Source organism: Cohnella sp. GCM10012308 (assembly GCF_042649185.1).
Taxonomy (GTDB): domain Bacteria; phylum Bacillota; class Bacilli; order Paenibacillales; family Paenibacillaceae; genus Cohnella.
Genome location: NZ_JBHRYU010000086.1, coordinates 1 through 550, shown reverse-complemented (window position 1 = coordinate 550; position 550 = coordinate 1). Strand labels below are relative to the sequence as shown.

Here is a 550-nt window from a genome sequence, read left to right as displayed (position 1 = left end):
GCATAACGCTTTTGCAGTGGACGCTGCTGCCAGGCCTGGATGTCTTCGAGCACGGTTGCCGTAATGTTGCTAATCGTTGTAGGCGAATAATGGCTGCCGAACATACCCTCAATAAAACGAGCCACGTCTCGGGTCCCCATACCGCCTTTGTACATCTGGATGACGGCCTCTTCCAGCCATCCGTCGCGGCGTTGGTAGGGCTCGAACACATGCGTCTGAAACTGGCCATTGCGATCCCGCGGCACTTCGAGATCTTCAATGTGTCCGTACTTGGTGTGGAGGCTGCGTTTGTAGTAGCCGTTACGGCTATTGCGCTGGCCTTCCTGCTCTTCCTCCATGAAGTGCTTAATCTCCGCCTTCATGATGGATTCCAGATTGGCTTTTACAAACTGCGTGACAACATTTTCAAATAGATCGGACAGCAGGTTTTCGGGTATAGTACTCATCGAGTAGGGTTCCTCCTTGGTGATATCGCAGTCCCGAGGATACCCTACTTTTTTGTTGCCTGACTAGGCTCCAAAACATGGTACACAAACTACTATACGTCATC

1 protein-coding gene is annotated in these 550 nt (G+C 51.3%); it reads right to left on the bottom strand.

Going from position 1 to position 550, the window contains the following annotated elements:
- A partial coding sequence (locus tag ACFOTD_RS34510; RefSeq protein ID WP_378124539.1) for a transposase occupies window positions 1-446 on the bottom strand: 446 nt, incomplete at its 3' end.
- Window positions 447-550: the final 104 nt, after the last annotated feature.